General features: G+C 63.0%; 29 protein-coding genes and 1 tRNA gene. 17 read left to right on the forward strand and 13 right to left on the reverse strand.

Annotated elements, in window-relative coordinates; all coding sequences use genetic code 11:
* Positions 1 to 12: 12 nt before the first annotated feature.
* The gene (locus ACE3PH_RS05435; RefSeq protein WP_374317274.1) at positions 13 to 753 is read left to right on the forward strand and encodes an ABC transporter ATP-binding protein; all 741 of its coding nucleotides are present in this window, start codon (positions 13 to 15) and stop codon (positions 751 to 753) included.
* 19 nt (positions 754 to 772) lie between these two features.
* On the opposite strand, the gene ACE3PH_RS05440 is transcribed toward ACE3PH_RS05435, so the two are convergent.
* Both ACE3PH_RS05440 and ACE3PH_RS05445 read right to left on the reverse strand, forming a co-directional pair.
* A complete protein-coding gene (locus ACE3PH_RS05440) occupies positions 773 to 1192 on the reverse strand; it encodes an HIT family protein (protein WP_374316982.1) in 420 nt (139 codons plus the stop codon).
* 30 nt (positions 1193 to 1222) lie between these two features.
* A complete protein-coding gene (locus tag ACE3PH_RS05445) occupies positions 1223 to 2254 on the reverse strand; it encodes a CDP-6-deoxy-delta-3,4-glucoseen reductase (RefSeq protein ID WP_374316983.1) in 1032 nt (343 codons plus the stop codon).
* Positions 2255 to 2338: 84 nt separating this feature from the next.
* On the opposite strand from ACE3PH_RS05445, the gene ACE3PH_RS05450 reads away from it, so the two are divergent.
* On the forward strand, positions 2339 to 3229 hold the full coding sequence (locus ACE3PH_RS05450) for an SDR family oxidoreductase (RefSeq protein ID WP_374316984.1): 891 nt from the start codon (positions 2339 to 2341) through the stop codon (positions 3227 to 3229).
* Here the strand turns inward: ACE3PH_RS05450 and nth are convergent.
* From nth to ACE3PH_RS05490, 8 genes are all read right to left on the reverse strand, one after another.
* Positions 3220 to 3864, reverse strand: a complete 645-nt coding sequence (gene nth, locus ACE3PH_RS05455) for an endonuclease III (RefSeq protein ID WP_374317275.1) — start codon at positions 3862 to 3864, stop codon at positions 3220 to 3222. The genes ACE3PH_RS05450 and nth overlap by 10 nt on opposite strands.
* Positions 3865 to 3941: 77 nt before the next feature.
* Positions 3942 to 4448, reverse strand: a complete 507-nt coding sequence (locus ACE3PH_RS05460) for a TPM domain-containing protein (RefSeq protein WP_374316985.1) — start codon at positions 4446 to 4448, stop codon at positions 3942 to 3944.
* A 15-nt stretch (positions 4449 to 4463) separates the two neighbouring features.
* Entirely contained in the window at positions 4464 to 5306 is an 843-nt protein-coding gene (locus ACE3PH_RS05465; protein WP_374317276.1) for a YgcG family protein, read from the reverse strand.
* Positions 5307 to 5405: 99 nt separating this feature from the next.
* Positions 5406 to 6026: a LemA family protein gene (locus ACE3PH_RS05470; RefSeq protein WP_374316986.1), complete on the reverse strand. Its 621-nt coding sequence runs from the start codon at positions 6024 to 6026 to the stop codon at positions 5406 to 5408.
* Between the two features lie 86 nt (positions 6027 to 6112).
* Positions 6113 to 6337, reverse strand: coding sequence for a hypothetical protein (locus ACE3PH_RS05475; protein ID WP_374316987.1), 225 nt, complete (start codon positions 6335 to 6337; stop codon positions 6113 to 6115).
* A gap of 137 nt (positions 6338 to 6474) precedes the next feature.
* Complete coding sequence (rsxB, locus tag ACE3PH_RS05480) at positions 6475 to 7140, reverse strand: electron transport complex subunit RsxB (RefSeq protein ID WP_374316988.1); 666 nt, start codon at positions 7138 to 7140, stop codon at positions 6475 to 6477.
* A gap of 27 nt (positions 7141 to 7167) precedes the next feature.
* The gene (locus ACE3PH_RS05485) at positions 7168 to 8556 is read right to left on the reverse strand and encodes a polyhydroxyalkanoate depolymerase (protein ID WP_374316989.1); all 1389 of its coding nucleotides are present in this window, start codon (positions 8554 to 8556) and stop codon (positions 7168 to 7170) included.
* A 251-nt stretch (positions 8557 to 8807) separates the two neighbouring features.
* Positions 8808 to 10007 carry an amino acid aminotransferase gene (locus ACE3PH_RS05490; RefSeq protein WP_374316990.1) on the reverse strand — a complete coding sequence of 400 codons (1200 nt, stop codon included), beginning with the start codon at positions 10005 to 10007 and terminating at the stop codon, positions 8808 to 8810.
* Positions 10008 to 10149: 142 nt separating this feature from the next.
* Between ACE3PH_RS05490 and uvrB the strand changes: the two genes are divergently transcribed.
* The 15 genes from uvrB (at position 10150) to ACE3PH_RS05565 (ending at position 22071) form a co-directional block, all read left to right on the forward strand.
* Positions 10150 to 12270 (forward strand): excinuclease ABC subunit UvrB, encoded by a 2121-nt coding sequence (uvrB, locus tag ACE3PH_RS05495; protein ID WP_374316991.1) that lies wholly within the window; start codon positions 10150 to 10152, stop codon positions 12268 to 12270.
* A gap of 16 nt (positions 12271 to 12286) precedes the next feature.
* Positions 12287 to 12865, forward strand: coding sequence for a low molecular weight protein-tyrosine-phosphatase (locus ACE3PH_RS05500; RefSeq protein ID WP_374316992.1), 579 nt, complete (start codon positions 12287 to 12289; stop codon positions 12863 to 12865).
* Between the two features lie 150 nt (positions 12866 to 13015).
* Entirely contained in the window at positions 13016 to 13552 is a 537-nt protein-coding gene (gene iscR / locus ACE3PH_RS05505) for a Fe-S cluster assembly transcriptional regulator IscR (protein ID WP_374316993.1), read from the forward strand.
* 90 nt (positions 13553 to 13642) lie between these two features.
* Positions 13643 to 14863 (forward strand): IscS subfamily cysteine desulfurase, encoded by a 1221-nt coding sequence (locus tag ACE3PH_RS05510; RefSeq protein WP_374316994.1) that lies wholly within the window; start codon positions 13643 to 13645, stop codon positions 14861 to 14863.
* 41 nt (positions 14864 to 14904) lie between these two features.
* Complete coding sequence (gene iscU, locus ACE3PH_RS05515; RefSeq protein ID WP_374316995.1) at positions 14905 to 15291, forward strand: Fe-S cluster assembly scaffold IscU; 387 nt, start codon at positions 14905 to 14907, stop codon at positions 15289 to 15291.
* Positions 15292 to 15373: 82 nt separating this feature from the next.
* On the forward strand, positions 15374 to 15697 hold the full coding sequence (gene iscA / locus ACE3PH_RS05520) for an iron-sulfur cluster assembly protein IscA (RefSeq protein ID WP_374317277.1): 324 nt from the start codon (positions 15374 to 15376) through the stop codon (positions 15695 to 15697).
* Positions 15698 to 15786: 89 nt separating this feature from the next.
* Complete coding sequence (gene hscB / locus ACE3PH_RS05525) at positions 15787 to 16311, forward strand: Fe-S protein assembly co-chaperone HscB (protein ID WP_374316996.1); 525 nt, start codon at positions 15787 to 15789, stop codon at positions 16309 to 16311.
* A 37-nt stretch (positions 16312 to 16348) separates the two neighbouring features.
* The gene (gene hscA / locus ACE3PH_RS05530; RefSeq protein ID WP_374316997.1) at positions 16349 to 18217 is read left to right on the forward strand and encodes a Fe-S protein assembly chaperone HscA; all 1869 of its coding nucleotides are present in this window, start codon (positions 16349 to 16351) and stop codon (positions 18215 to 18217) included.
* A 19-nt stretch (positions 18218 to 18236) separates the two neighbouring features.
* A complete protein-coding gene (fdx, locus tag ACE3PH_RS05535; RefSeq protein ID WP_374316998.1) occupies positions 18237 to 18575 on the forward strand; it encodes an ISC system 2Fe-2S type ferredoxin in 339 nt (112 codons plus the stop codon).
* A gap of 2 nt (positions 18576 to 18577) precedes the next feature.
* Entirely contained in the window at positions 18578 to 19303 is a 726-nt protein-coding gene (gene dnaQ, locus ACE3PH_RS05540; RefSeq protein ID WP_374316999.1) for a DNA polymerase III subunit epsilon, read from the forward strand.
* Between the two features lie 61 nt (positions 19304 to 19364).
* Positions 19365 to 19439 (forward strand) — tRNA-Val (locus ACE3PH_RS05545).
* A gap of 249 nt (positions 19440 to 19688) precedes the next feature.
* On the forward strand, positions 19689 to 20033 hold the full coding sequence (locus ACE3PH_RS05550; RefSeq protein ID WP_374317000.1) for a hypothetical protein: 345 nt from the start codon (positions 19689 to 19691) through the stop codon (positions 20031 to 20033).
* 30 nt (positions 20034 to 20063) lie between these two features.
* Positions 20064 to 20645 carry a hypothetical protein gene (locus tag ACE3PH_RS05555; protein ID WP_374317001.1) on the forward strand — a complete coding sequence of 194 codons (582 nt, stop codon included), beginning with the start codon at positions 20064 to 20066 and terminating at the stop codon, positions 20643 to 20645.
* A gap of 38 nt (positions 20646 to 20683) precedes the next feature.
* A complete protein-coding gene (locus tag ACE3PH_RS05560; protein WP_374317002.1) occupies positions 20684 to 20812 on the forward strand; it encodes a hypothetical protein in 129 nt (42 codons plus the stop codon).
* Between the two features lie 776 nt (positions 20813 to 21588).
* Positions 21589 to 22071 carry a GreA/GreB family elongation factor gene (locus tag ACE3PH_RS05565; protein ID WP_374317003.1) on the forward strand — a complete coding sequence of 161 codons (483 nt, stop codon included), beginning with the start codon at positions 21589 to 21591 and terminating at the stop codon, positions 22069 to 22071.
* A 26-nt stretch (positions 22072 to 22097) separates the two neighbouring features.
* Here the strand turns inward: ACE3PH_RS05565 and ypfH are convergent, their stop codons facing one another.
* From ypfH to ACE3PH_RS05580, 3 genes are all read right to left on the reverse strand, one after another.
* Positions 22098 to 22721: an esterase gene (gene ypfH, locus ACE3PH_RS05570; protein ID WP_374317004.1), complete on the reverse strand. Its 624-nt coding sequence runs from the start codon at positions 22719 to 22721 to the stop codon at positions 22098 to 22100.
* A 76-nt stretch (positions 22722 to 22797) separates the two neighbouring features.
* On the reverse strand, positions 22798 to 24465 hold the full coding sequence (locus ACE3PH_RS05575) for a SulP family inorganic anion transporter (protein WP_374317005.1): 1668 nt from the start codon (positions 24463 to 24465) through the stop codon (positions 22798 to 22800).
* A 29-nt stretch (positions 24466 to 24494) separates the two neighbouring features.
* Positions 24495 to 25232 carry a phosphoribosyltransferase family protein gene (locus ACE3PH_RS05580; RefSeq protein ID WP_374317006.1) on the reverse strand — a complete coding sequence of 246 codons (738 nt, stop codon included), beginning with the start codon at positions 25230 to 25232 and terminating at the stop codon, positions 24495 to 24497.
* Positions 25233 to 25272 lie beyond the last annotated feature (40 nt).

Here is a 25272-nt window from a genome sequence, read left to right on the forward strand (position 1 = left end):
GTTTCAGTGTCGATGTCGGTGAGCATCGAGGTGGACGAGCTGACCGAACCGCAGCTGTCCGTGCGCCAGTTGCATGTCGCCTATGGCGGCATCCAGGCGGTCAAGAATCTGAACCTGGACCTGTATGCCGGCGAGCTGGTCAGCCTCATTGGCGCCAACGGCGCTGGCAAGACCACCACCTTGAAGGCCATATGCGGCCTGTTGGCGCCACAGTCTGGCGAGGTCCGCTTCAATGGGCATCCCATTGCCGGACAAGGCCCGTGGGCCCTGGTTGAGCAGGGGCTGGTGATGGTGCCGGAAGGCCGCGGCATTTTCGCCCGCATGTCGATCGACGAGAACCTGCGCATGGGCTGCTACCTGCGCAAGGACAAGGATATCGAGTCCGACATCGACACCGTTTACCGGCGTTTCCCGCGTCTGAAGGAGCGGCATCGCCAGTTGGCGGGGACCTTGTCGGGCGGGGAGCAGCAACTGCTGGCCATGGGGCGAGCCCTGCTGGCCAAGCCCAGGCTGCTGCTGCTCGACGAGCCCACCATGGGTTTGGCGCCCATCATGGTCGACCAGATTTTCGAGGTGGTGCGTGAGGTCTCGTCGATGGGGGTGACGGTGCTGCTGGTTGAGCAGAATGCCCTCCGCGCACTGGAGATGGCCGACCGCGCCTATGTGCTTGATTCGGGTGAACTGGTGCTGTCCGGGCCCGCCAAGGAGCTGCTGGACAACCCACAGGTGCAGGCGGCCTACCTGGGCGCCTGACCTGAGGGCAGGGCGGCGTTCACAACGCCGCGATGATCTTCTCGGCCAGGGTCTTCAGATGGGCCGTGTCAGCCATGTGGGTGGCGTGCGGCTTGCGCAGGTCAGCCAGCGAGCCGGGGATCACGTGGATGTGAAAGTGCGGCACGGTCTGGCCTGCACCCGGGCCATTGAGCTGCATCAGCACCACGCCGTCGGCGCCCAGGCCCTTCTTCTGGGCATTGCCAATCTTGCGCACGGTGGCCATGCAGGCTGCTGCAGCGGCGTCCGACAGCTCGAACAGCGTGACGGCCGGCTCCTTCGGGATCACCAGGGCGTGGCCTTCGGTCTGCGGCATGATGTCCATGAAGGCCAGCGTGTGCTCGTCTTCATGCAGCTTGATGCAGGGAATTTCGCCGCGCAGGATCTTGGCAAAGATGTTCTGAGGGTCGTAAGACGACATGAACGGGGCTCCTTGTGAGGGTGAAAGGCGTCAGGCGCTGTGCTTGTCGGCTTCGCTGGTGAAAGCGTCGGCATAGAAGCATTCGGTGGGCAGGCCAGCCTGGGCGGTGAATTCGCGCTGGGCCACCTGCACCATGACCGGTGCGCCACAGGCGTAGACCTCATGTCCAGCCAGGCTTGGCAGGTCGTCCAGCACCGCCTGGTGAACGAAGCCAGTGCGGCCGCTCCACAGGTCTTCAGGTTTGGCTTCTGACAGCACGGGCACATAGCGCAGCCAGGGCAGGCGTGCTACGGCCTGTTCGACCCAGTCGTTCAGGTACAGGTCCGCCTTGCTGCGGCAGCCCCAGTACAGCACGGTCGGGCGGGTGATGCCCTGGTGTTCCATGTGCTCGATGATGGCCTTGATCGGTGCGAAGCCTGTACCCGATGCCAGCAGCACGATGGGCTTGTCGCTGTCTTCACGCAGGAAGAAGGAGCCGTAAGGCCCTTCCACGCGCAGGATTTCCTTTTCTTTCATTTCACCGAAGACGTGATCGGTGAATTTGCCACCCGGCATGTGGCGCAGGTGCAGCTCGATGCCGTCACTGAGCGTGTGCGGCGCGTTCGCCATCGAGTAGCTGCGGCGGCTGCCATCCTTGAGGATGAACTCGATGTACTGGCCGGCACGGAAGCCGAAGCTGTGCGTGGCCGGCAATTGCAGGCGCATCACGATCACGTCGGGTGCCACGCGGGTGAGGCTGGTCACGCGGGTGGGCATCTTGACGATGGGGAAGTTGCCCTCGGACACCACCTGGCGGGATTCCAGCACCAGATCGGTTTGTGGGGTGGCGCAGCAGGTCAGGACCCAGCCGGCCGCCTCTTCTTCGGGGCTCAAGGCCTTGGTCTGGTGGGCACCGTGGATGACGCGGCCCTCGATCAGTTTGCATTTGCAGGAACCGCAGGCGCCGTCCTTGCAACCGTAAGGCAGGCCGACGCCCGCATCGATGGCGGCGCCGAGCACGGTCTGGTCGCGCTGCATGGTGAACTGGCGGCCGCTGGGTTCGATGGTGACGGAAAAGCTCATGAACAATCTCGACAGGGGTGACAATCGCGGCGTTATTGTCCCTCACCGCACCGCTTTCCCTCCAGCCTGATGAGCAACTTCAGCATGCTTCGCCCCGCTCGCTTTCGCCGCACCCGCATTTTGATCATTGGCTGCGGTGATGTCGGGCAGCGTCTGGCCCGCCTGGTGACACCTCACACACGTGTGCTGGCGCTGACCTCCAGCCCCGAGCGCCAGGTATCGCTGCGGGCGCAGGGGCTCGTGCCTTTGCTGGGCAATCTGGATGACCCCCGTACCCTGGGGCGACTGGCCGGGCTGGCGCAACGTGTGGTGCACCTGGCGCCGCCGCCCAGCACCGGCGACCGTGACCCGCGCACCGTCAACCTGTTGCGAGCCCTCGCCCGCAGAGGGCAGGTGCGGGCGCTGGTCTATGGCAGTACCACCGGGGTGTATGGCGACGCGCAAGGTCAATGGGTGGACGAAACCCGCGCGCTGGCGCCGCAGACGGATCGGGCCCGCCGGCGTGTGGCAGCTGAACAGGCCGTTCGACAGTGGGGTGGTGGTGCCCGTGGCTGCGTGTTGCGCATCCCCGGCATCTATGCCCTGGACCGAGAGGGGGGCGACCCGCGTGACCGCGTGCGACGAGGGGCCCCTGTGCTGCAAGCGGCTGACGATGTCTACACCAACCACATCCACGCAGATGACCTGGCCCGGGCCTGTCTGGCAGCGCTGTGGCGTGGTCGCCCCGGCCGCGTCGTGCAGGTCTGTGACGACCAGACCTTGCCGATGGGTGATTACTTCGATCTGGTCGCTGATCTGGCGGGTCTGGATCACCCCCCACGGCTCAGCAGGGCAGAAGCGCGCCAGCAACTGTCGCCCATGCAGATGTCGTTTCTGAGCGAGTCACGCCGTTTGCGCAACCAGCGCCTGAAGACCGAGTTGCGCCTGCAACTGCGCTACCCCACGGTGCGCGAGGCCTTTGCTGCTCAGGCCTGAGGGGCGGCTGTCTTGTCTTTGAATGTGCATTGAGCGGCTACGCTGCATTCCCAGCAACGGGGTTTGCGTGCCTGGCAGATGTAGCGTCCATGCAGGATCAGCCAGTGGTGAGCATGCTGCATATAGGGCGCAGGGATGCGCTTGAGCAGCTTGAGTTCAACCTCCAGCGGGGTCTTGCCGGTGGCCAGCCCGGTGCGGTTGCCCAGTCGGAAGATGTGGGTGTCGACCGCCATGGTGGGTTGACCAAAAGCGACGTTGAGCACCACGTTGGCCGTCTTGCGACCTACGCCTGGCAGCTTTTCCAGCGCTTCACGGGTCTGGGGTACCTGGCTGCCGTGCTCGTCGATCAGGATGCGGCAGGTCTCCAGCAGGTGCTTGGCCTTGCTTTTGTACAGCCCGATGGTCTTGATGTAGTCGCACAGCCCGTCCATGCCCAGCGCCAGGATGGCCTCGGGCGTATGGGCGACAGGAAACAGCTTGCGCGTGGCCTTGTTGACACCTACATCGGTGGCTTGTGCGGACAACAGGACCGCCGTGAGCAGCTCGAACGGCGTGCTGTACTCCAGCTCGGTTTCCGGGTGGGGGTTGGCCGCCTGCAAGGTGGCAAAGAAGGTCTCGATGTCGGCCGTCTTCATCGGCTTGCTGCTGGCTGTCATGTGGGTTTTCCTGCTGATCGACCGAGATGGTAATGCGGCTGGGCGCCGCACTTCGCTCACATCAGCACGACGGCGTCAGGCAATTCATTGACATCGAGCTCATGCTGATGGGCCGGGAAGTGCTGTCTCAACAGGGCATCGACCTCCGCAATCGCACCACGCATGCCTTGCTCGAACGCACCTTGTGCCAGCTGGGTTCCCAAGGTGTCGGCCATGGCCTGCCATTGGGCCTTGCTGACGTGTTCGCTGAGGCCGCGGTCGGCGATGATCTCGATGCGGCGGTCCGCCAGCAGCAGATAGATCAGCACGCCATTGTTCTGTGCGGTGTCCCAGACCCGCAGGCGGCTGAACACCTCGATCGCGCGTTGGCGAGCGGACATGCCTCGCCAGAGCAGGGGCAGGGGAAGGCTTGCTTCCACGCACAGACGCAATTCGCCACGGTGGTGTATTTCGCTCTGCCGTACGGCCTCTTCCAGCCTTTTCAAGCCTGAGGGCGTCAAGGCGCGGCGCGCATCACCGGCGTCAAGCCAGAGGTGTCGGAGGGTTCGTCGCCACGTCTGCATGGTGATATGCCTGCCTTACCAGTTGCCGGAGGCGCCACCGCCCCCGAAGTCACCGCCACCGCCGGAGGAAAAACCGCCGCCTCCGCCGCCGCCCCATCCACCGGACGAACCACCGCCCCAGCCTCCACCACCCCAGCTGCCGCCACCACCACTGCTGGCGAACACCAGGGACAACAAGGAGCCGAAGATCCACCAGCCGAGGGCCAGCAGGATGCTGCCCGACAGCAGCATGGCCAGCCCGCCCATGGCGACACCGGTCACCAGAGCCACCAACTTGGTGCTCATCATGCGGGCCAGAAAGCCACTGATGAAGGCACAGGCCACCAGCTCGAACACCATCAGCGGCCCGAACAGCACCCCGCCGGACGGGGGCGCATCCGGACTGGCGGCAGGTTCTGGCAGGTTTTCCCCGCCAATGCGGGCGTCCAGCTGGTCGATGGCCTTGTCCAGGCCGCCGGCAAAGTCGCCTGCCTTGAAGGACGGGGTGATGGCCTGATCGATGATGCGCTTGGCAGCCAGGTCGGGCACGGCCCCTTCCAGGGCCTTGGCCACCTCGATGCGAACCCGGCGGTCCTGCTTGGCGACGACCAGCAGCAAGCCGTCCCCCACATCCTTGCGCCCAATCTTCCAGGTGTCACCCACGCGCTGCGCGTAGGCGGCTATGTCTTCCGGTTGGGTTGTGGGGACCAGCAGGATCACCAGTTGGCTGCCCCGCTTTTTTTCCAGTGCGGCCAGCTTGCCTTCCAGTGCCTGGGTTTGGTCGGCACTCAGTGTGCCGGTCTGGTCGATGACATGGGCCGTGAGTGCCGGCACGGGCAGCACGCCACCCGTGTCGTCTGCACGCGCCCATCCCACCATGACGAGACACCAAGTCAGGGCCATGGCCATGCCCATCAGGTAGCCCCGCCAGCCAGAGCGCCAGTTGGTCGGGCGCATCAGCAGTGCAGACACGTCAGCTTATTTCTTGTTGAAATCGACCGTGGGCGGGGTGGAGATCTGGGCCTCGTTCTGCACCGTGAAGTTGGGCTTGACCTCGTAGCTGAACACCTTGGCAGTCAGGTTGCTCGGGAAGCTGCGGACCAGCACGTTGTAGTCCTGCACCGACTTGATATAGCGGTTGCGGGCCACCGTGATGCGGTTTTCAGTGCCTTCCAGTTGCACGCGCAGGTCCTGGAAGCCCTGATTGGCTTTCAGGTTGGGGTAGTTTTCACTGACCACCATCAGCCGCGACAGTGCGCCCGAGAGCTCACCTTGCGCCTGCTGGAACTTGTTGAAGGCTTCCGGGTTGTTGATCAGCTCGGGGGTGGCCTGGATGCTGGTGGCCTTGGAGCGGGCCTCGATCACCTTGGTCAGGGTGTCCTGTTCAAAGCTGGCCTCGCCCTTGACGGTGGCGACGATATTGGGGATCAGGTCAGCGCGGCGCTGATACTGGTTCAGCACCTCGGACCAGGAAGACTTGGTCTGTTCGTCCAGACGCTGGAAGTCGTTGTAGCCACAGCCGGACAGGGATGCGACCACCACCGCCGCAGCGATGGCCTTGCTCAGGCGAGAAAAGCGAGTAGATGAAGAGACGGGCATGCGAGATCCTCTGACGTTTGTTCCTTGTGAACACACGCAGCATAAATGAGGATCATGTCGCCTGGTCTCAAGAGGCGTGATGCAAATCAGGCAGCAGCCAGATTGGGCGGCAGATCGTGGCAGGACAGCACCTGGTGTGCGCGCGACTGCGGATAGCGCTCTCGGACAATGCGCACGGCCCCTTTGGGCGTATCGGCGAGCACCTTCAGAACACGCTTGACCGCCTGCTGGGAGGGGTTGAGGACGACCATCGCTGACACCTCGAAGAGGTGCAGGGCCGGTTCAATCGCAAGGTTCATCAGGGCACGCATGACAGTCTCCACTTTCTCTGGCGGGTAGTGCGCCCGCTCTTGATGCAATCATGCATTTTGCGGGCCATGCGTGACACCGGAATGACCCTCAAATAGGGGAAAACGAGGGTAATTGGGCCTATGGCGTTTGACAAGGATCAGCCTGGTGGCTGTCGCCGCGCACGGGCGCGAGCCAAGGCCGCCTCGATGGTGGCGCGCTTGCGGTCCAGCACGGCCGGATCGGTCAGGCGCGACTCATCTTCCAGGTGCGCCAGCTTGTGTTCGCCTTTGGCCAGTAGCCGTTCGGCATTGTCTTTGGCCGCTTGCACCAGTCGCACCTTGTGGAAGGCGTAGCGGCTCCTGGCCTGATCGGCCTGCTGGGGGCTCCAGGCGGCCCAGCCGGTGGCCGTCGCTGGGCTGGTCGTCGCAGGCTCCATGCTGATGCAGTCCACAGGGCAGGCGGGCACGCAGAGCTCGCAGCCCGTGCACAGGGGCTCGATCACGGTGTGCATGTGTTTGGGTGAGCCGACGATGCAATCGACCGGGCAGGCCTTGATGCACAGCGTGCAGCCTATGCACCAGCTCTCGTCGATCACGGCCACCGTCAGGGGGCCTTCTTCGCCGTAGTACGGGTCGAGCGGAGCATAGGCGAGGCCGGTGGCCTGTGCGAGGCGGCGCACGCCCTCATCCCCACCGGGGGGGCACTGGTTGATGCCGGCTTCGCCGCGGGCAATCGCCTCGGCATAGCCAGCACAGTCAGGGTAGCCGCAGCGCGTGCATTGCGTCTGCGGCAGCAGGTCATTGATCAGATTGGCGTCCAGCATCACGGGCGCCAGTCTACATGCCCCGGCTTATTCGGCAGCGGGCGTGCTGACCTTGGCTCGGCTGCGCGGGGCTGTTTTGCTGGCAGCCTTGCTCGCCACCTTGGCGGCCGGTTCAACCGATGCTGGTGCCGGTGCTGGAGCCTGAGCCTGCGTGGTACCTGGCTTGTTGTGGGCGTAGATGAAGGCCTTCACCTGCGGATAGGCCAGGTCGCGCCAGCGTCGGCCAGCGAAGATGCCGTAGTGCCCTGCGCCCGGCACGGTGTAGTGCTGGCTGTGGGCCTTCGGGATGCTGCTGCACAGGTCGTGTGCAGCCTCGGTCTGGCCGGCACCGGAGATGTCGTCCAGCTCACCCTCCACGGTCAGGAGCGCCGTGGTCTTGATGTCTTGCGGACGAACGAATTCGGGCTTGCCTTGCGGGTTGCGGACCTGCCAGGTGCCGTTGACCAGGGCGAAGTCCTGGAACACCGTCTTGATGGTGTCGAGGTAGTACTCGGCCGGCATGTCGAGCACCGCGTTGTATTCGTCGTAGAACTGGCGGTGGGCTTCGGCGCTGTCGCCGTCACCACGGACCAGGTCCAGGAAGTAGTCGTAGTGCGAGGTGGCGTGGCGGTCCGGGTTCATGGCCACAAAGCCGGTGTGCTGCAGGAAGCCCGGGTACACACGGCGGGTGGCACCGGGGTAGTTGGGCGGCACGCGGTAGATCACATTGTTTTCAAACCACTCGAACGACTTGTTCATCGCCAGGTTGTTCACGGCAGTGGGTGACTTGCGGGCATCAATCGGGCCGCCCATCATCGTCATGGACAGCGGCGTCTGTTCGCCCCGACTGGCCATCAGCGAGATGGCGGCCAGCACCGGCACCGTGGGTTGGCACACCGAGATCACGTGCACATTGGGGCCGACCGCGCGGATGAATTCCTGAACATAGTTCACGTAATCATCAAGGTGGAAGGCGCCTTCTTCCATGGGCACCATGCGGGCGTCGACCCAGTCGGTGATGTAAACCTTGTGGTCCTGCAGCAGGGTACGCACGGTATCGCGCAGCAGGGTGGAGTGGTGGCCGGAAAGCGGCGCCACCACCAGCACCGACGGTTGCTCGCGCATCTTGGAGAGCAACTCGGCGTTGTCGGTGAAACGCTTGAAGCGCAGCAGGCGGCAGAAGGGCTTGTGCACGACCACCTGCTCCTGGATCACGACATCGGTGCCCTGCACGTTGACGTGGTTGATCTCGAATTCGGGCTTTTCGTATTCCTTGGTCAGCCGGTGCAGCAGATCGTAGCCAGCCGACATGCGTTGCGCCTGCGGGATGTGCGCCATGGGCGACAGCGGGTTGCTGAACAGCTTGGCGGTGGCACTGGCGAATTCGGAGAAGGGGCTCAACCAGGCGCGGTTGGTCTCATAGATCTGATAGAGCATCGGGTGACCTCAGTTTGCAGTGTTGTGTGATCCCTGCTTGGGCTTGGCGCGGCACCTTGTGGGTGGCGTTGTGCGCTGCAGCATAAGCCGTTTTAGACCATTTTGGCACTGGTGTCCACCCTGTGGTCATGACAACAACCGGGCGCAAATGGCCCAATACGCCGTGAACAATTTAACGAATCGGGTTTGTTTCAGGCAAAGAAAAAGGGCTCCGAAGAGCCCTTGTCGGTTCGCCTGTAGCGCGCCGGTGTTTACATCACAGCCTTGATGGCAGCAGCCACGGCCTTGATGTTCTTGGTGTTGAGCGCAGCCACGCAGATACGGCCGGAGTCGACACCATAGATGCCGAATTCCGAGCGCAGACGCTGCATCTGGGCAGCATTCAGGCCGGAATAGCTGAACATGCCCTTCTGACGGGTGATGTAGCTCAGGTCGCCTTGCACGCCGGCAGCGGTCAGCTCGTTGACCAGGGCCTTGCGCATGTCCTTGATGCGCACGCGCATTTCGGTCAGCTCGTCTTCCCACATCTTGCGCAGCTCGGGGTTGGTCAGCACGGATGCGACCACGGTGGCGCCATGGGTGGGCGGGTTGGAATAGTTGGTGCGGATCACGCGCTTGAGCTGGCTCAGCACGCGTGCGGCTTCTTCCTTCGACTCGCTGACGATGCTCAGTGCACCGACGCGCTCGCCGTACAGCGAGAAGCTCTTGGAGAAGCTGGTGGACACGAAGAAGTTCAGGCCGGCATCCAGGAACTTGCCGATCACCTTGCCGTCTTCGGCAATGCCTTCACCAAAGCCTTGGTAGGCCATGTCCAGGAAGGCCACCAGGTTGCGCGCCTTCACGGCGGCAATCACCTGTTCCCATTCGGCATCGCTCAGGTCGTAGCCGGTCGGGTTGTGGCAGCAGGCGTGCAGCACGATCACGGTGCCTTCTTCGGCAGCGTTCAGGGCAGCCAGCATGCCTTCGAAGTTGATGCCGCGCTTGGCTTCATCGTAGTAGGGGTAGGTGCCCACGGTGAAACCGGCGGTTTCGAAGATGGCGCGGTGGTTTTCCCAGCTGGGGTTCGAGATCAGAGCCTGCTTCTTGCCGCTGACGTTGTGCAGGAAGTCGGCACCCAGCTTCAGGCCGCCCGTGCCACCAATGGCTTGGGCGGTGACGATGCGGCCTTCGGTCACGGCAGCGTGGTCGGCGCCGAACACCAGGGCTTGCACAGCCTTGTCATAAGCGGCAATGCCCTCGATGGGCAGGTAGCCACGGGCCTTGAGCGAGGCAGCAATCTGCTGTTCGGCAGCAGCCACGCACTTGAGAAGCGGCAGTTTGCCGTCATCATTGGTGTAGACGCCCACACCCAGGTTCACCTTGTTGGGGTTGGTGTCGGCATTGAATTGTTCGTTGAGGCCCAGGATGGGATCACGGGGGGCCATTTCAACGGAAGCAAACAGCGAGGCCATGGCAAGCAGTCTCCGGTCGGTTGGGATAAGCTGAAAATCAGTAACCGCTCGACACCAGGCCGGTCTTGACTGGCTTTGGCAGGCTTGTGGCCTGCGGGCACAGTGTCGGGCAAACCCTTTATTTTATCGATGTACGTCGTCCATGTCTGAATTGATTGATGTTTCTTCTGCTTCGGCGGCCCCGGCAGAGGGAGAAAACAGCGCGCCAGACGGGCAATTCGTGAGTTTTCCCGATTCGCCGTTCCAGCTGTTTCAACCCTACCCGCCAGCGGGGGATCAGCCAACGGCCATTGCGCAGCTGGTTGAGGGCGTGGATGACGGCCTGTCTTACCAGACCCTGCTGGGGGTGACCGGGTCGGGCAAAACCTTCACGATGGCCAATGTCATTGCGCGGGTAGGGCGGCCAGCCATCATCTTTGCGCCCAACAAGACGCTGGCGGCGCAGCTCTATGCCGAGTTCCGCGAGTTCTTCCCCAAGAACGCGGTGGAGTACTTCGTCAGCTACTACGACTACTACCAGCCGGAAGCCTATGTGCCGCAGCGCGACTTGTTCATCGAGAAGGACAGCGCGATCAACGAGGCCATCGAGCAGATGCGTTTGTCGGCCACCAAGAGCATCCTGGAGCGACGCGATGTGGTGATCGTGGCCACGGTGTCGGCCATCTACGGCATCGGCAAGCCCGAGGACTACACCCAGATGCGGTTCATTGTCCGCACGGGGGACAAACTGGGCCAGCGCGACGCCATTGCCCAGCTGATCCGCATGCAGTACAGCCGCAATGACATGGACTTCTCCCGCGGGACCTTCCGTGTGCGGGGCGACACCATCGATGTCTTCCCGGCGGAACACTCCGAGTTGGCGTTGCGCATTGAGTTGTTCGACGACGAGATCGAGTCCTTGTCGTTGCTCGACCCCCTGACTGGCAAGATCCGTCAGAAGATTCCGCGCTTCGTGGTCTACCCCTCAAGCCACTACGTCACGCCGCGCGAGCAGGTGCTCAAGGCCATCGAGGGCATCAAGGACGAGTTGCGTACACGCCTCGATGAGCTCGTCAAATCCGGCAAGCTGGTGGAAGCCCAGCGGCTGGAGCAGCGCACCCGCTTCGATCTGGAAATGCTCCAGGAGGTGGGGCATTGCAAGGGCATCGAAAACTACACCCGGCATCTGTCGGGCGCCAAGCCGGGTGACCCGCCCCCTACGCTGGTCGATTACATGCCGGCCGATTCACTGATGTTCCTTGACGAGAGTCACGTCATGATCGGTCAGCTGGGCGGCATGTACAACGGTGACCGCTCCCGCAAGACCACCCTGGTGGAATACGGCTTCCGCCTGCCTTCCGCGCTGGACAACCGCCCGCTGAAGTTCGAGGAGTTCGAGCGCAAGATGCGTCAGGTGGTGTTCGTCTCGGCCACGCCGGCGGCTTATGAGCAGGAGCATGCTGGCCAGGTGGTCGAGCAGGTGGTGCGTCCCACCGGGCTGCTTGACCCCATTGTCGAAGTGCGTCCGGCCACCCATCAGGTGGACGACGTGCTGCAGGAGATCCGCATCCGTGTCGAGCAGAACGAGCGGGTGCTGATCACGACGCTGACCAAGCGCATGGCCGAGCAGCTGACCGACTACCTGACGGACAACGGGGTGAAGGTGCGCTATCTGCACTCCGACATCGACACGGTCGAGCGCGTCGAGATCTTGCGCGATCTGCGCCTGGGGACGTTCGATGTGCTGGTGGGCATCAACCTGCTGCGTGAAGGGTTGGACATCCCTGAGGTGTCTCTGGTGGCCATCCTGGATGCCGACAAGGAAGGCTTCCTGCGCGCCGAGCGCAGCTTGATCCAGACCATCGGGCGGGCGGCGCGCAACCAGAACGGCAAGGCCATCCTGTACGCAGACAAGATCACCGAGTCCATGCGCAAGGCCATTGGTGAAACCGAGCGCCGGCGCGCCAAGCAGATCGCCTATAACGAAGTACATGGCATCACGCCGCGCACCGTGAACAAGAAGGTCAAGGAACTGATCGACGGTGTCATGTCGAACGCTGCCAAGGACGATCTGCGTGCCGCAGAGGCCTTGTCGAATTCGGTGGCCGATGCCGAAGCACTCAGCGAAAAGGATCTGGGCAAGCGCATCAAGGCGCTCGAAAAGCAGATGCTCGAACACGCGCGCAACCTCGAGTTCGAACAGGCTGCGCGCTTGCGCGACCAACTGGCTCTGCTCAAGGAGCAGGCTTTCGGGGCATCGGGCGAAGACCACCTGGTGAGCTGAGGCGGGGTTGTTTCTGATGTCCCTGTTGAAACGGATCTGGCCTGTGAAAACCTCGGTGACGCTGGATGAGTCGGTGCCCAAGCAACGTGTGCTGCTGGTCTGCCTGGGCAACATCTGCCGTTCGCCCACAGCAGAAGCCGTGTTGCGCCACAAGCTGGTTCAGGCCGGCTTGGCGGCGTGGGTGGAGGTCGACTCTGCCGGCACCTATGGCGGCCATGCCGGCTGCCCGCCTGACGAGCGCGCCCAGCGCCACGCCCTGCGGCGCGGCTACCGCATGGATCATTTGCGGGCGCGGCAGGTCAGGGCGCGGGACTTCCGAGACTTCGATCTCATTCTGGCCATGGATTCAGACAACGTCGAACGTCTGCGCGAACTGTGTCCGGATGCCGCGCTGAGGGCCAAGTTGCACAAGCTCACCGACTTCCTGCCCGCTGATTCCCCGTTCGCCGGGGTGGCCGCCGTACCAGACCCGTATTACGGCGGGCCGGACGGATTCGAGCGCGTGCTCGACCTCGTGGAAGCCGCTTGTGATGGGGTGGTCCACTATTTGCATCAAAGGCTCAGCCAGCCGACCAAGGGTTCCCCCTCGGTCTAAGTTGACTGAATTGCTCGGTTACCGTATAATCGAGTCATTCACTCGGAAAAGCGAGCGTCTCCTGGTACCCCGGAGACCCCGGGGTAGCCCATTCATGGTCTATCCAGGTCACGAAGGAACGCTCGTCATTCGGTCTACTGGAGTTGAGCCATGCGATTGACCACCAAAGGGCGTTTTGCCGTTACCGCCATGATTGACCTGGCCCTGCGCGAGCACACCGGCCCGGTTGCCCTTGCTGCCATCAGCCAGCGTCAGCAGATTTCGCTGTCCTATCTGGAGCAGTTGTTCGGCAAGCTGCGTCGCCACGAGCTGGTTGAAAGCACCCGTGGCCCCGGCGGCGGTTACTCGCTGGGCCGCAAGGCCGAAGACATCACCGTCGCCGACATCATCGTCGCGGTGGACGAGCCCATTGATGCCACTGGTTGTGGCGGCAAGGAAAACTGCATGGGGGATGACGGCGCACGCTGCATGACCCATGACCTGTGGACCAGCCTGAACAACAAGATGATCGAATATCTTGATTCGATCAGCCTGCGCAAGCTGGTCGATGACCAACTGGCCAAGGGCGTGTCGGTTGAGGCGCAACCGGTCAAGCGGGCGATTTCCACCCAGCCGGTGGTGAAACCCATCAAGATCACGGCGCCTAATTCCGTGTTCGCATTGGGTTCAACCATGGTGGCGAAGTGAGTCGTCGCGTCAGCAGACGATAATCCCCCCGCATTTTTGTCGTTTTTGTTGTCAGTCCGACAGGGCTGGCGCCAGCCTGAGTCCCCCAAAATGGACATGACCCCCCATCTCCCGATCTACATGGACTACGGTGCGACCACGCCTGTGGACCCCCGTGTGGTCGATGCCATGATTCCCTGGTTGCGCGAACACTTCGGCAACCCCGCTTCGCGTACCCATGCCTACGGCTGGGAAGCTGAAGAAGCCGTTGAGAACGCCCGCAAGCAGGTCGCTGACCTGATCGGCGCCGATCCGCGAGAAATCGTCTGGACGTCCGGTGCCACCGAGTCGAACAACCTGGCCCTGAAGGGCGCTGCGCAGTTCTACAAGACCCGCGGCAAGCACATCATCACGGTCAAGACCGAGCACAAGGCTGTGCTCGACACCGTGCGTGAGCTGGAGCGTCAGGGTTTCGAGGCCACCTATCTGGATGTGCAGGAAAACGGCCTGCTGGATCTGGATGCGCTCAAGGCGGCCATCCGTCCGGACACCATCCTGATCTCGGTCATGCTGGTGAACAACGAAATCGGCGTCGTGCAGGACATCCCGACCATCGGCGCACTGTGCCGTGAGAAGGGCATCATCTTCCACGTGGACGCCGCACAGGCCACCGGCAAGGTCGCCATCAACCTGGCTGAGCTGCCGGTTGACCTGATGAGCCTGGCTTCGCACAAGATCTATGGCCCCAAGGGCATCGGCGCGCTGTATGTGCGCCGCAAGCCGCGTATCCGCATCGAGGCACAAATGCACGGTGGCGGCCACGAGCGCGGCATGCGTTCGGGCACCTTGCCTACCCACCAGATCGTGGGCATGGGTGAGGCTTACCGCATTGCCAAGGAAGAGATGCAATCGGAAAACGAGCGCATCCGTGCCCTGCAGCAGCGCCTGCTGAAGGGGCTGGAAGGCATCGAGCAGATCTTCGTCAATGGTGACCTGACCCGTCGGGTTCCCCACAACCTCAACATTTCCTTCAACTTTGTCGAAGGCGAATCGTTGATCATGGGCATCAAGGGCATCGCGGTGTCGTCTGGCTCAGCCTGTACCTCGGCCAGCCTGGAGCCCAGCTACGTGCTGCGTGCACTGGGTCGCAGCGACGAACTGGCCCACAGCTCTCTGCGCATGACCATCGGCCGCTTCACCACCGAAGAAGAAATCGATTTCGCCGTCGCGACCCTGAAGGAGCGCGTCGCCAAGCTGCGCGAACTGTCGCCCCTGTGGGACATGTACAAGGACGGCATCGATATCAGCACCATCCAGTGGGCTGCGCATTGAGCGCCTGAGCGCCGCACCCCACTTCGCCCCAGGAGACAGACATGGCATACAGCGACAAGGTCATTGACCACTACGAAAACCCCCGCAACGTGGGCTCTTTCGAAAAGAGCGACGAATCGGTCGGCACCGGCATGGTGGGTGCCCCGGCCTGCGGTGACGTGATGAAGCTGCAGATCAAGGTCAACCCCGACACCGGCGTGATCGAAGATGCGCGCTTCAAGACCTATGGCTGCGGTTCGGCCATCGCGTCGAGCTCGCTCGTGACCGAGTGGGTGCGCGGCAAGACGCTGGACGAAGCACTGTCGATCAAGAACACGCAGATCGCCGAAGAGCTGGCCTTGCCCCCGGTCAAGATCCACTGCTCGATCCTGGCGGAAGATGCCATCAAGGCAGCCGTCAACGATTACAAGACCAAACATGCAGACTGAACAAGTCACCGAAAGCGGATCCTGCACACGCGGTCCTGGTGAAACCGCATTGCCCGACATCGATGCCGGGCAGCTGGCAGGCATGTCGGTCAAGTTGACCGAGGCAGCGGCGCGCCACATCACCCGCTTCCTGAGCCGTCGAGGCAAGGGCGTGGGGGTGCGTCTGGGCGTGAAGACGACCGGCTGTTCTGGCCTGGCCTACAAGCTGGAATTCGCCGACGAGGTGGCGGCCGATGACGTCATCTTCGAAGACCAGGGTGTGAAGATCCTGGTTGACCCGAAGAGCCTGCCTTACATCGACGGAACCGAACTCGACTTCGTGCGCGAAGGCCTCAACGAAGGCTTCAAGTTCAACAACCCGAACGAGCGTGACCGCTGTGGGTGTGGTGAGTCGTTCCGCGTCTGACGCCCTTCATGACACCACGACCGGGCATGGGCCTTGCGGTCATGCCAACCCCACCGTGTGGTGGGGTTTTGCTTTCTGACGGGACTGCCATGAACCTGGATGCCGACGATTTCACCCTCCTGGGTCTGCCAAAGACCTTCACGCTCGACCGCGCCCAGCTCGACACACAGTGGAAGACCCTGCAGGCGCAAGTCCACCCTGACCGGTTTGCGGCCGAAGGTGCTGCTGCCCAGCGTGTGGCCATGCAGTGGGCGGTGCGGGTCAACGAAGCCCATCAACGCCTGAAGGATCCGCTCAAGCGGGCAGCTTATCTGTGTGAGCTGTCTGGCGTGCCGGTCCAGGCCGAGAACAACACTGCCATGCCGGGCGACTTCCTCATGCAGCAGATGATGTGGCGCGAGGCCCTGGAAGAGGCGGGCAGCCTGAAAGACGTCGAGGCACTCGCCTCAGAAGTCCACACTCAGCGCAAGGCTCGGCTGGCCCGGGTCACCGATTTGCTGGACGTGCAGCACAATGCTGCCCTTGCAGCGCAGGAAGTGCGTGCCCTGATGTTCATCGAGCGTTTGGGTGACGAAATCGACCAGCGCATCGAACAATACGAAGACGGCCTGTGAGCCGAGGGCAGGGTGCCTGCCCGACCTGTTGAACCCCATGGCCCTGTTATCCATCTCCGAACCTGGTCAGTCCCCTGATCCCCATCAGCGCCGCATCGCGGTGGGTATCGACCTGGGCACGACCCACTCGCTGGTTGCCGCTGTGCGCAGTGGCTCGTCCGAATGCCTGCCCGATGCCCAGGGCCGTGTGATCCTGCCCTCGGCTGTGCGCTACATGGTTGACGCCCAGGGCAAGACCCGCCGTGCCATCGGTTTCGACGCACTGGCCAGCCAGGCGGAAGACCCGCTCAACACGGTGGTGTCCGTCAAGCGGTTCATGGGCCGCTCGCTGGCCGACCTGGGAGACGTCAACCGCTTGCCCTACCAATTTGTGGACCAGCCGGGCATGGTCGGTCTGCAGACCGTCGCCGGCGTCAAGTCGCCGGTCGAGGTGTCTGCCGAGATCTTGGCCACCTTGCGCCAACGCGCAGAAGACACGTTCAACGATGACCTGTTCGGTGCCGTGATCACCGTGCCGGCCTACTTTGACGATGCCCAGCGCCAGGCCACCAAGGACGCGGCCCAGATGGCCGGCCTCAACGTGCTGCGCCTGCTCAACGAGCCCACCGCCGCGGCCATCGCCTATGGTCTCGACAACGGTGCCGAAGGCCTCTATGCCATCTATGACCTGGGCGGCGGCACGTTCGACATTTCCTTGCTGCAATTGAGCCGTGGGGTGTTCGAAGTGGTGGCCACCGGGGGCGATTCGGCCCTGGGCGGCGATGACGTCGACCACGTGCTGGCCGATGCAGCCCTGTCGGATGCCAAGCTCGAAGCGGTCACCCCGCAAGACAAGCGGGCCGTGCTGGTGGCCGCCCGTGCTGCCAAGGAGCGGCTGTCCACTGATGGCGCCACGCATCTCTCGTGCGCCCTGTCGGGCGGCATGCTGTCCGTGCGCATCACCCGTGAGCGCCTGCAACAACTGGCTCAGCCCCTGATCGACAAGACCCTGAGCGCCGTGCGCCGCGTGCTGCGCGATGCCAAGGTCAAGCCCGACGAAGTGCAGGGCGTGGTCATGGTCGGCGGCTCCACCCGCATGCCGGCTGTGCGCGATGCCGTCGGTGCGTTTTTTGGCAAGGCACCGCTGACCGACCTCAACCCCGATGAGGTGGTGGCCATTGGCGCCGGCATCCAGGCCAACCAGCTGGCAGGCAACAACGACAAGGGCGAGCACCTGCTGCTCGACGTCCTGCCGCTGTCGCTCGGCATTGAAACCATGGGTGGTCTGGTGGAGCGCATCATTCCGCGCAACACCCCCATTCCCTGCGCGCTGGCACAAGACTTCACCACCTTCAAGGATGGTCAGACCGCCTTGGCCGTGCACGTGGTGCAAGGCGAACGCGAGCAGGTGGAGTTCTGCCGCTCGCTGGCCCGGTTCGAGTTGCGTGGCATTCCGCCCATGGCGGCCGGTGCAGCCCGCATCCGCGTCACCTTCCAGGTCGATGCCGATGGCCTGCTGAGCGTCACCGCGCGTGAGCAGGCATCCGGGGTGCAGGCATCGGTCGTGGTCAAGCCCAGCTACGGCTTGAGCGACGACCAGGTCGCCCACATGCTGCGCGAAGGCTTCACCACGGCAGCCGCTGACATGAAGGACCGCGCACTGCGCGAAGCCCGTGTCGAGGCTGAGCGACTCATCGAAGCCACCCGTACCGCCCTGGCGGCCGATGGCGATTTGTTGACGCCCGAGCAGCGTGCAGAAATCGATGCCCTGATGGCCCAGATCGGCCAGCGCTGTGACCGCGGCGACCTGGTGTCGCTTGAAGCCGCCACCAAGGCGCTGGCGCAAGGCACCGAGGCGTTTGCTGCCGAGCGCATGAACCGCGGTATCCGCCAGGCTCTGGCCGGACGCCAGATTGACCAAATCTGACCGACACTACGCCTTAACCATGCCTGTCATCAAGATCCTCCCTCACGCCACCTTGTGCCCACAGGGCGCCGAGATCACGGCGGCACCCGGCACCTCCATCTGCGAGGCCTTGCTCGAGCACCACATCGAAATCGAGCACGCCTGCGACATGAGTTGCGCCTGCACCACCTGCCACGTCATCGTGCGCGAGGGCTTCAACTCCCTCAACGCGCAGGACGAAACCGAGGAAGATCTGCTGGACCGTGCCTGGGGTCTGGAGCCCAACTCGCGCCTGAGCTGTCAGGCCATCGTGGCGGGCACCGACCTGACCATCGAGATCCCGAAGTACACCATCAACCACGCGCGCGAGAACCACTGATCGTGACCCGTCAGATCTTCCTCGACACCGAAACCACCGGCCTGAACCCCGAGACCGGGGATCGCATTGTTGAAATCGGTTGCGTGGAGATGGTGAACCGCCGCCTGACCGGCAGGCACCTGCACTTCTACATCAACCCCGAGCGCCCGAACAACGAAGAGGCGGTGCGGGTGCACGGCCTGACAGACGAGTTCCTGTCGGACAAGCCGGTGTTTGGCGCCCTGATCGATCAGATCATCGACTACTGCCGCGATGCCGAGGTGATCATCCACAACGCGGCGTTCGACATCGGTTTTCTGAATGCCGAGTTCAAACGACTTGGCCGCGGCTTGTTCACCGACTGCATCTGGGGCGTCGTCGACAGCCTCGAGATGGCGCGCGAGATGTTCCCTGGCAAGTCCAACTCGCTGGACTCGCTGTGCAAACGCCTGGAAGTTGACAACAGCCACCGTACGCTGCACGGCGCCTTGATGGATGCCGAGTTGCTGGCCGAGGTCTACATCAACATGACGCGGGGCCAGGATGCCCTGCTGATGGATGCGGATGGGGCCGATGGCGCAGATGGTGGCAATGTGGCCGAGGCTGCAGCCATGGACTTCAGTGCCTTCAAGTTGCCGGTGCTGGGCCCCACGGAAGAAGAGGCAGCGGCCTTCGACGCAGCGTTGTCAGATCTCGACAAAGCAAGCGGCGGAAAAACTTTGTGGAAATCTTTGGAAGTTGTGTTATAGTCATGGTCTTCGCTGATCGCGACGAACAAAACGAAGCAGATCAGCAAGCCGAACAAGTTTCGGGTGGTTAGCTCAGCGGTAGAGCACTGCCTTCACACGGCAGGGGTCACAAGTTCGATCCTTGTACCACCCACCAGATCAAAGCCTCTTGCTCTGCAAGAGGCTTTTTTCTTTGGTCCCTCATAAACCTATGGTGGCACCACAGGTAACGCCAGGTTACTGTTACCACCCCTTGTGGGGTTCTGGCTGATGTGCCTCTGTTGCTAGAGTCTCTGCCAAACAGACCAGAGTATCCTCCGCAGCCGTACGTCAAGTACGAGCAGTTCATCGAGAGCTACAAGGGCTTTGGTGGGGATTTGAAATGAAGAGAGCGCTGATTGGGGTCATGGCGGCTTCACCCTTGCTGGCATTGGCATCGGATGCCCCGGTTCGAATCCACGAGGGGCAGTTCTTTGTGGCCGCGCGTAAGGTGCTGCTGAAGGATCGCTGGCGTCCCATCCCCATGCATACCGACGGCGGCTATCAATACGAGGGTGTTGAAAAGCACCTGATCAAGCGCGGTTTCAATGAGGTTGACAGCTGCTCGATCGACTCGTCCCGCTGCATCATGTTCTACAAAATGGGTGCCCGTTGCTTGCGTCTGGACACCATCGGCGAACAGGTCGCCACCATGAAGGTCGTGCAGTGGTCGGATGAGTGTCCGGACGCACCACCACCGAAGGCTGAATGAACGCTTGGCTGACCGAGATGACAAATGCACGTGCGGCGCGACGTCAAGTACGGTGTGTTTCAGATCCACCCCACTGGTCAGATGATGGGCGCTAAGCTGGCAGCCTTCCTCGTGAGCTTTATCTTGTCTGGCACGGCCGCTGCGTCGGGCGTGCGCTTCGCAATCGTTCAGTTGGATGGTGCGGGCCATGGCGTCTTGATCACAGATGCACCCCTTGTGAAAGGCTCCGTCGTAGACATTCAGTATCCGGCAGCCAAGCATGGCGCGGCATGTTGCAAGCGGCTTTCATCAGCCGACTTCAGCGCGGCATCTGTCGAAGGCTTGTTGGTCACTGACGAGGTGGGCGGCGCCCAACCCCTTGTTTACCGCGTTCGTGTTCCCAAGTTGTGGTCTGAAGCCCCCTTCATCGGCGTTGCGGCTGTCGGGACGCGGATGAGGACGCGAAGCGCAGGAACCCAATTGGAATCACGTGATCAGGGCGGTCGGCCGCGTCGGGCTGGTATCTGTACAAGCCAAGAGGGGGTTCACTTGCAGGAGAAGGTCGGATCGACCGAGCGCACGCATCTCTACATGTCGTTGGGTTATGAGGTCGAGAAGCTGACATGCCGGTGACGAACTCGTCTAACGGCAACCGGTGGACTGGCCAATCGATGAAGTATTTCATCGCTTTGCTGATGGCGCCTGTGTTGGCCCAGGCTGCCGCCACATTCGATGGCTATGAAGCGTTCTATGCCTCCCTGCCTGATACCGTTTTCCATGGTGAGGGTAGTTGCGCTTAACGGTGCAGCCAGTCTGAGGCGCTGTCCCACGCGCCGTGCTGCAGCGAGTGATCTTTGTTGGCCGTCATGGTGAATTCCCCGACCGACTCCGGTTGACCGCTTCTCTGAAACTTACGGTCACCCGCATGGTCGGGCCTAGCCGCAGCCTTTGGCCGATTCGAGCCGACTAGACGCCCAGACTTGCCACCGCAAAGCTGTCCTCCAGGGTCTCGCCTCAGCCGGAGCTTTTGGGCTCGGGGCAACCGCCTGCTGATGGCCGGGAACGGTTCTCGGCCGCACTGGCTGGGCGCACAATGCCGGTTGGACGTCTAGGACCTCTTCGTGCAGGGAGCCTCCATACTCCACACGACGCCTCGTTTTAGCCTCGATAATGCGACAGCGCCAAGTCTCGGCGGCCTTCAGGAGCCTTACATGTCAAAGCCGTACAAGCGTCCCGACCCGCTAGCGCAGAAGCACGCTCACAGCGACGCAGGTCGTGCGGAAAAGGACCCTGCTCGCCTTGGCCGCGACACACGTGGGTGGGTCACCGTCAACAAGCGCTCAGGTAAGGAGTTCGAAGCCCGACGCAACCTTCCATCCGGCCCGCTGGGCGGCTCAGGCCGCAAAACGAATATCTCGCGATCCTCCTAGGCTGCCGAGAGACTGCCATCGGCCCTCGGCCGGCGGTAGCAATCGATGCAAACCGGTCCCTCGCACAATCTGTGCGATGTCTGAGGGCAGGGTGCGGACATTGATCAGCGATAAGCCCCGCTTGTTCGAGTTGCCTACCTTTCATCATGGATAAATTCTTGCTGCAGCAGCAGGTGCTGGAACGGCTCGCCGAAGACCTGCTGCAAACCGAGCAGGCAGCGCGGGTGGCCCATGAAACGGCGACTCACGAAGAAAACATCGCCGAAAACAAATACGACACACTGGGCCTCGAAGCAGCCTACCTGGCCACCGGCCAGGCTCGGCGCGCTGAAGCCATCCGCCAGGCGATGGCCAATTGGCGCCAATTCCGCCCGCGCCCCTATGACGCCAGCAAAGGCATACAGCTCGGTGCGCTGGTCTGCCTGATCGATTCCGAAGACAAGCAGCAACAGTTTTTTCTCGGCCCGGATGGGGGCAGCATGAAGTTGCTCGTAGGCGCACAACTCGTTCAGGTCATCAGCAGCGAAGCCCCTTTGGGCAGGGCCATGCTGGGCAAATGCGAGGGCGATGAGGTGTCGATACAGGTCGCGCCAGTCGGGCAGCAATTTGAGGTGCTGTGGGTGCATTGATCAGCGGCACCTCTTCACCGCCCGCCTCAGTCTCGAGCAAGCCGCTCAACGATCCGGTCCGCCATCTCGGCAGACACAAAATGGCCCGCTCCTTCAAACAGGTCCAGCGTCACCTCAGCACCCAGTGACGACAGTTGTTGCGCGCCCTGCTGAGCGTGAACCACGGCGATCACCGGGTCGGCCGTGCCGTGAATCAGGTGAAAACGCACCGGTGCCGGTGCCGACGATGGCAGCTCGGCAAAGCGGCCGCCTATGGCCACCACGGTCTGGGCCAGATCGGGCGAGCGGCTGCACGCTTCCAGCGATAGGATGGCGCCTTGCGAGAAACCGATCAGCGTGGTTTGGGCTGCCGTCAGGCCGGTTTGAGTCTGCCAGTGGCGAATTTGCTCGGCCATCACAGGCAGGGCCTCGGCCACGCGAGCGGGCCGGTTGGCCTCGGTGACACCGGCCACAGAGAACCACTGGCGGCCTCGCCCCATGTCGCAGGGGTAGGGGGCTTGCAGGCTGACCACGCAGGCTTGCGCTTGGCTGTGGGCCACATGGCGCCCCAGGGGTACGAGGGTGGAGGCATCGGCGCCCACCCCATGCAGCAGCACGATGAGTTGTTGGGGGGCAGCGCTGGGCGTCTGTATGACGATGTCGGCAGTCATGGCAATGAAATGGTGAACGCAGGGCTGCAGTTCACCATGTTTGGCCAAGCTTGTCTGGTCGCCTGTGCAAACCCCTTCAGCCCTGATCGGTTTGCGCGGAGGCCGGGGCAGCGGTTTGAGCCTGGAGCGATCGTGCCAGGGACACGGCACCGTCGACACTCAACTCACTCAAGCGCGTGTCGGGCAGTGCCGCGATCTCGGCGCGCTGCAAGACCGTGTGGGTGGGGGCTTTCAGGCGCGTGAGGATCAGGCACAGGCCCCGTTTGTCCATGTCCCGAGCAAGGTCGCGCAAGGCCTCGACGCTGGTGCCGTCCAGGTCCGGGCACTCTTCCAGGCTCAGGATCAGGGTGTGCAGGCCAGGGGTATGGCGCACCATCTGCCGCACATCATGCAGCACGTGTTCGACGTTGGCGAAAAACAAGGGGGTTTCAGGTCGCAGGATCAGGATGCCGTTTTCTGACTTGGCATCCGGGTGCAGCCGAATGCCGACGAAGTCATGGCCATCGCCCAGCCTTCCCAGCTCCGATACCTGGGCATTGGTCAAGCGGCTCAGGGTCACCAGCAGGCTGATGCCGATGGCGGCCAGCAGCCCGTCCAGCACGCCCAGCACGATCACGCCAACGATGGTGCCGATCACCACCTTGCGGTCGCGGTGCAGCTTGAAATAGGGCCTGAATACTTCTGGGTTGAGCGAATGGCTCACGGCGTGGATCACGATGGCGCTGAGCACGGGCCGAGGCAGCCAGGCCAGGTCGTTGAGCAAGAGCGACACGATCAGCAGCACCACGGCACCCGCCACCCAGCTGGCCCACTTGCTGCGCGCCCCGGCTGCTTCATTGGCGGCTGTCGCCGAATAGCCTGCTCCCACGGGCAGGCCTTGCAGCAGCCCGGAGACCACGTTGGCCGTTCCCAGTGCCATCAGGTCCTGATTGGGTTTGATGGCATCGCCGTGCCGCAGGGCGAAATTGCGGATCGATCCATAAGACTCCGCATAGAGGATCAGCACCATGGCGAAGGCCAGTTCGGCCAGCCGCAACCATTGGTCCTGGCTGATGGTCGGCAGGCTGGGCCAGACCCAGCTGAACCCGATCGGGCCGACCAGGTCAATGCCCCGCCCGGGCAGGTCGACCAGGTGGGCCAGCAACATGCCCAGCGCGATCACCACCAGGGCGCCCGGCACCTGCTTGAGCGGTTTGAGCAGAAACAGCAGGCTCAGCGCGATGGCGCCGAGCAGCAGGCCTTGCAGGTTCCACTGTGGGGCCAGTTGAATCAGCTCCGGCACGAAATGCAGCATGTCCGTGTGTGTCGGGCTGACCCCCATGACGTGCGGTAGCTGACGCAACATGATGATGAGCGACAAGCCAAAGGCGAAGCCTTGCAGCACGGGTTTGGACACAAAGGCCGAGATGCGCCCCATGCGCGCCAGCGAGGCCAGCCAGAAGAACAGGCCGGTGAGCAGCACCAGGCCAGCGGCCAGCGCCACGCGGTTGCCCATCTGGCCGCCCGACATCGACAGCGTGGTGGCGGCCAGCACGGCAGCAGACGACGAGGTGGCCGAGACCACCGCAAAGCGACTGCTGCCCAGCAGACCGTAGCAGACAAGGCCCGACAGCAGGGCCATGATGCCCGCCTGTGGGGTCAGGTTGGCAATGGTGGCATAGGCCACGGCTTCCGGGATCAGCAGCCCGGCGATGGACAGGCCAGCCAGGACATCGGGTCTGGATGGCACATAACGGCGACTCATGCCGGCACTATAGCGAGGCTTGACCCCTCTCAAGCACCAAATAGCGGGGTGCGTGCCACGACCCAGACAGATACTTCGCGTGCGCCGGCAGCCCTCAGGCTGCGGCTGGCCTCGTCCAGGGTGGCGCCTGTGGTCAGCACATCGTCGACGATGGCCACGTGGCGCCCGATCACCCAGCGTCGTGCCGCTTCGGGCACCGCGAACACGCCTCGGATGTGTTCCCGTCGGGCATCGGCGTCCAGGGCCATCATGCGCGGGGTGTCCCACTGCCTGACCAGCGCGTCATGTCGCATCGTCAGGCCGGTTGCCGCCGAGATCGAACCGGCCAGCAAGGCCGCCTGGTTGTAGCCCCGTTCGCGCAGGCGAGCCGTTGACAGTGGCACCGGCAGCAGCAGGCTGGGGCGCCGACGTGCAGCCTGAGCCGGGAACTGGGTGATCAGCAGGTCGGCCAGGATGCGCGCCAGCGCCGTGTCATCTTTGAACTTGAGTCGGGCAATCAGCTCTTTCCAGGGCGAGACATAGTCCACTGCGGCCAGGGCCCGGTCGAACAGCGGTGGGTAGTCATTGCAGACGTCGCACGGGGCGTCGTCTGTCACGCTGGGCAGGGCGCAACGTGGGCAGCGCAAGGTGCGCGGCGCCATCAGGGCCACGCATGGGGCACACAGCGCGCGGTCTTGCCATGATCGACAGATCAGGCATTGCCGCCCCTGCATGGCAAGGCGAGCGGGCAGCAAGGTTGATGGCCATGACCAGGGCAGGCTGAGCATCAACTCAATATACTGAGCGCCTTGCTCCGACACCATCGCT

The sequence above is a fragment of the Aquabacterium sp. genome, assembly GCF_041909175.1.
Taxonomy (GTDB): Bacteria; Pseudomonadota; Gammaproteobacteria; order Burkholderiales; family Burkholderiaceae_C; genus Aquabacterium.